This window comes from Patulibacter sp. NPDC049589, assembly GCF_040675535.1.
Taxonomy (GTDB): Bacteria; Actinomycetota; Thermoleophilia; order Solirubrobacterales; family Solirubrobacteraceae; genus Patulibacter.
Genome location: NZ_JBFAPC010000255.1, coordinates 1 through 5,143, shown reverse-complemented (window position 1 = coordinate 5,143; position 5,143 = coordinate 1). Strand labels below are relative to the sequence as shown.

Below are 5,143 nucleotides of genomic sequence, written 5' to 3'. Positions count from 1 at the left end.
CCTCGCCGGCCTCCAGGCGCTGGATCGAGCCCAGCAGCCGGCGGGCGTTCTCGGGGCTGCGCAGCAGGTACGCGGCCTCCTTGAGCGACTCGTGGACGACGAACGTCTGCTCGGCGCCGGTGGTGAAGAAGCGCGACGTGGCGGCGTCCGCTGACGGGGCGATGGCGACGGCGGCGAGGGTGGAGACGAGGGCGATGGGGAGGATGCGGCGGGTGGACATGGTGGGCTCCTGAGGGGCTCGGTGGGTTGGTGTCGTCACCCTGTCGCGAGGCCCATGAAGCGAAGATGAAGGGCCGATGGCCACCCTGCTCGCGTACACCTCCCCCGCCGCCGGCCACGCGTTCCCGCTCGTCCCCGGCCTGCTCGCGCTGCGGGCCCGCGGCCACGACGTGCACGTGCGGACGGCGGCGGGCCTCGTCGAGCCGCTGCGGGCGGCGGGGCTCGCGGCGGAGGCCGTCGATCCGGCGATCGAGGCCCTCGCTGCGGGCGGGGAGCGGGACGGCGTCCGGGGCGAGCTGCGTCATCAGCTGCGCCGGGCGCGACTGGACGCCGCGGATCTCGACCGGGTCACCGGCGAGCTCGACCCCGACGCGGTGATCGTCGACGTCGCGGCGTGGGGCGCGACGGTCGCCGCCGAGGCGTCGGGCCGGCCGTTCGCGCTCTCGAACCCGTATCTCAGCCCGCTGCCCGCGCCGGGACGGCCGCCGTTCGGTCCCGGGCTCGCCCCGCGCGGCGGCCCGGCCGGCTCGGTGCGCGACGCCGTCGCGCGAGCGCTGGTCCGCCACGCGGGGTCCCACGCGGTGCTGCCGACCCTGAACGCGCTCCGCGCGGCCCGCGGCCTGCCGCCCGTGCGCGACGTCCTCGCCCACCTGGGGCGTCCGCAGATCGTGCTCCAGCTCAGCGGTGGACCGCTCGAGCCGCCGCGGCCGTCTCCCCCGGCGAGCCTCCGCCTCGTGGGCCTGCAGCGCTGGGACCCGGCGTCGTCCGCCGCCGCGCCGGCGTGGCTCGACGAGCCCGGCGACCCGTGGGTCCTCGTGACCTGCTCGACCGACCGGCAGCGCGACGGCGCCCTGGCGGCCGCGGCGATCGAGGCGTTCCGGGACGAGCCGGTCCGCCTGCTCGTGACCCTGGGCGCCGCGGCCCGCGACCCGGACCTGCCGGCCGCCCCGAACGCCCGTGTCGCGGCGTTCCTCCCCCACGCCCCGGTACTCGCCCGCGCCGCCGCCGTCGTCTGCCACGGCGGCATGGGCATCGTCGGCAAGGCCCTCGGCGCCGGCGTCGCCCTCGTCGTCGTCCCCTACGGCCGCGACCAGCCGGAGGTCGCCGCCCGCGTCGAGGCCGCGGGCCTCGGAGCGCGGGTCCGCCCGGACGGCCTCACGCCCGCGACGCTCCTGGCGGCCTACCGGCGAGCGCAGGACCGCCGGCCGGCGGTGCAGAAGGAGGCCGCGGCGATGGCGACGATGGACGCCGCGGGGGCCTTCGCGGACGCGGCGGAGGAGCTGCTCTCCGAGCGAGGATAGGCGCGTCCGCCGACGCCGGCCGCGACGCGCCCGAGACCGGGTGGCGCCGCGGCGACGCGTCCGCCGCGGGCGGTCGGTGGAAGGAGGGAGCGACGCGGTCCGGCGGTGGTCGCTTGGTGATCGCGGCCCTCAGCGGCCCGGAGGCGGCGCGGGGCCGCGGAGCCGCGAGCGGGCGTCGAGCCGGGTGCGCACGGCCCGGAGGATCCCGTCGACCGGCACGGCGACGACGAACAGCCCGGAGACGACCGTCGAATCGTCCGCGCCGGCCACGAAGCACAGCAACGCCGCGACCAGCCACGCGTGGAGCACGCGCCAGCCGGACGATGCCCGGGGCACGGCCGAGGGACCCGGCCCGGGATCGGCCACGGGGTCCGGCCCGTGGTTGGCAACGTCTGCCAGCCAGCGCTCCCACGACGTCGCGCCCGGACGCAGTGGTTGGCGGTAGGGCGTGGACACGCCGCGGAGACGAGATGACGTCCTGCGGGATCGGAAGGGATTCCGGCAGGCCGGCGCCGCGGCGGGTCCTACCGGTCCGAGCGTGAGGCCTCTGCGCGTCGCCGGGGCGAGCAGGGCGGGCTCGGGACGGCGCTCGACCGCGGACGGAAGGTCTCCGGCGGTCGCGTCGGAGCGGGCGTTCGACGGCGCGGCGCGGGGTCGCGACCGAGACCGCCATGACGGCCGGGGCGGCGGCGCGGACCTGGCCGCGGTGGTTGGCGACCGCGACGGCGCCGAGGAGCGCGACGTTGAGGACGACCCAGGCGGCGAGGACGGCGAAGACGATGAGCATGGGATTGATCCTGCGCCCGTTCGGCATCACGATTCGGTCCGAAACATGTCAACTGTCTGTCCGTCCAAACCTTTTGACAGACGGTGGATATGCGCCTCCCCCAGGCGTTCCACCGGTCGGTGGATGGCACTGCTACCCAGGGTCTGATCTGCGACGAAACCGGCCGTCGGACGTCACACGACGGGCGGGTGTCCGGGCCGGTGACCGGCCGCGCGTGGCCGGGTCGGGGACCGACCCGGCGCGCATCCGCCGCCTGTGGAGTCGATCGCTATCCGGCGGTCTTCCCGCAGCGCTACCTGGCGCCGACGGCCGTCCCGGAGGGGATCGGCTATCGGGGCATTTCGGGGCCCGACCCGACGTCTCGGCGGTTGGGGCGCGACAGAACGCTCGACCGGACATCGCGGGCGGCGTAGCCTCGCGGGATGCAGCGTGTGCGTGTCGGAGTCGTCGTGGCGTCGCGTGACGGCGCCTGGGCCTTCCCGGTCCCCAGCGATGACTTCGACGCTCGAGCGTGGCGCGAGACGTTCGAGGGGCAGGCTTTCGAAGGACTCCACGAGCTCGTTGTCGAGATCGCGCAACGGATGAGCGGCGCCGAGTTCGACGACTTCGACGTGCGCAAATTGGCGCTCGTGAACGTCGACGGGAACCCTGAGCCCCTGGCGGTCTTCTTGGCTGTCACCGACGTCCCGGACCTCACCCCTCACGTGAACCTCCGGCGGTTCGATTTCTTGGAGACCGAGTACCTGCAGAGCAACACCACCGACGTCGCTCTCGCGATCGCGCTGCGGCACCTCGAGGTCTTGGGTCTTCGCGGGGATCACCGCTCGCCGTGGGGTCCCGAACAGACGATGCCCGAGCGCTCCACCGCGCTTGCGCTGCTGCACGAGCGACTCAGCGACGACGGGACCACGTGGACCGCAACCTACGTCTGCGAGGTCAGCGGCAACAACACCGTCGTTCGCGGCCCTTCGGCCGCGAAGCCGACTGAGGCACTGGCCTGGGGTCGTGCCCGCGCTGACACCGTCCTCTTCTTCTTCGGCGACCTACCCGGCCGGCCGCACAACGCGGGCGCCACGCTCGACGACGACCCCCAGACCGGCCAGCCCTGGCCGACCGTCCCGGAGCCCGTGGATCTGCAACCGCGGCCCGCCCGACCGGCCCACCACGTGACGTACAGGCCCCTGCACTCCACCGACGACACACCGCCGGCGTAGATCACTCGCCCCGGGCTGCCATCTGACCGTCCGAACATGATCGGCTACCGGTACGGATCTGCTGGGTAGAGATCGCGGCGGTTGCCGGCCATCGGCGCGGTGCCTATGGTGCGCCTGATGAGTACGGGTGACGCCGGAGCGCTGTACGACCGGATCGGTCGGACGTACGCGGTGGGCCGCAGGACCGACCCGCGGATCGCCGAACGGATCTGGGACGCCTTGGGTGACGCTGAGAGCGTGCTCAATGTCGGTGCTGGCACCGGGTCGTACGAGCCGCCCGACCGCGACGTCACCGCGGTTGAGCCCTCCGCGGTCATGCGGGACCAACGACCCGTGGGAGCCGCGCCGTGCGTCGCAGCGCCCGCCGAGAACCTGCCGTTCGGCGACGGCACCTTCGACGCGGCGATGGCCGTTCTCACCGATCATCACTGGACCGACCCGATCGCGGGTCTCCGAGAGATGCGGCGCGTTGCGCGACGCGTCGTCGTCTTCCAATGGGACAACGTCACGCTGCCGGACTACTGGCTCGTCCGGGACTACGTCCCGGAGTTTGGGATCGCAGCGGCTGGACGCCCGTCGCTCGCCGATAGGGCGGCCGTCCTCGGCGCTTCGATGCAGCCGGTGCCGATCCCGGCGGACTGCGTTGACGGGTTCTTCCATTGCTACTGGAACCGTCCGGCGGCCTATCTTGATCCCGAAGTCCGCCGCAACACCTCGGTCTGGGCTCGCCTCGGAGCGACCATCGAATCACGCGCAGTCACCGCCCTCACAGCCGATCTCGACGAGGGACGCTGGCAGTCCCGCCACGCAGACCTGCTCGGCATGGCCGAAGCCGACATCGGCGCGCGGCTCCTGACCGCAGTGCAGTAGGCGACCCCACCCGAAATCGATCGCCTGTTGGGGCACCATGGCTGCGAGTCGCCCCCGGAAGGTGCGAGCGTCCGCTTCGGATGCTCCGCCGCCCGGCAGCAGGGGCGGGCCGGTTCGCCCTGGCCGCAGGCGCGTCGCCGCCCCCGAGGCGCGAGACCGCCAGAAGTCCGGCGACCGCGCGCCGGAGTGACGCTCAGAGTGCCGCTGCCCCTGCTTCTGCGACCTGTTGATCCTGATCGACGAGGCCGCCGCTCACGCCAATCGCCCCGATGATCTCGGTTCCCTGCGTCAGCGGGATACCGCCGGGGAACGCGATGATGTGGCCCGGGTCGCTGGTCTCGATGCCGTAGAGCGGCTGGCCCGGCTGGACCATCGGCTGCAGGTCGGCAGTCGGCATGTCGAACGCCCGCGCGGTGTAGGCCTTGGCCTGGCTGATCGCGATCGAACCGATCCACGCACCGTCCTGACGGTGAAACGCGGTCAGGTTCCCGCCGGCGTCGACGACGGCGATGTTCATCGGCACGCCGATCTTCTCGGCCTCGGCGCCTGCAGCCTCGATCAGTCGGTGGGCGCTCTTCAGGGTGATCCCGCTCATGGGTGCTCCGATCGTTTGAACGTCTCGTGGTTTCCCGGGCCGAGGCAGCTCATGCGCCGGACTCGTGCTGGGCCGCCCGCCCGTGACTCGCGGTCCGCTGATGCGTCCCGGGGCGATGCAGGTGCTCTCGAGGGGGTGGTCGGGCGGATGGCCCTGC

4 protein-coding genes and 2 pseudogenes are annotated in these 5,143 nt (G+C 73.4%); 3 read left to right on the top strand and 3 right to left on the bottom strand.

Annotated elements, in window-relative coordinates; genetic code table 11:
• Positions 1-220: pseudogene (locus AB0L40_RS26385) on the bottom strand (hypothetical protein); the annotation flags it as partial.
• Positions 221-296: 76 nt separating this feature from the next.
• Between AB0L40_RS26385 and AB0L40_RS26380 the strand changes: the two are divergent.
• A complete protein-coding gene (locus AB0L40_RS26380) occupies positions 297-1,520 on the top strand; it encodes a nucleotide disphospho-sugar-binding domain-containing protein (protein WP_364361552.1) in 1,224 nt (407 codons plus the stop codon).
• A gap of 129 nt (positions 1,521-1,649) precedes the next feature.
• On the opposite strand, the gene AB0L40_RS26375 is transcribed toward AB0L40_RS26380, so the two are convergent.
• Entirely contained in the window at positions 1,650-1,976 is a 327-nt protein-coding gene (locus AB0L40_RS26375; protein WP_364361550.1) for a hypothetical protein, read from the bottom strand.
• A 753-nt stretch (positions 1,977-2,729) separates the two neighbouring features.
• Here AB0L40_RS26375 and AB0L40_RS26370 point away from each other — a divergent pair.
• Both AB0L40_RS26370 and AB0L40_RS26365 read left to right on the top strand, forming a co-directional pair.
• Positions 2,730-3,521, top strand: a complete 792-nt coding sequence (locus AB0L40_RS26370; protein ID WP_364361548.1) for a hypothetical protein — start codon at positions 2,730-2,732, stop codon at positions 3,519-3,521.
• Positions 3,522-3,698: 177 nt separating this feature from the next.
• A pseudogene (locus tag AB0L40_RS26365) lies at positions 3,699-4,391 on the top strand (class I SAM-dependent methyltransferase); the annotation flags it as partial.
• 193 nt (positions 4,392-4,584) lie between these two features.
• On the opposite strand, the gene AB0L40_RS26360 reads toward AB0L40_RS26365, so the two are convergent.
• Complete coding sequence (locus AB0L40_RS26360; RefSeq protein WP_364361546.1) at positions 4,585-4,986, bottom strand: heme-binding protein; 402 nt, start codon at positions 4,984-4,986, stop codon at positions 4,585-4,587.
• Between the last annotated feature and the right edge of the window lie 157 nt (positions 4,987-5,143).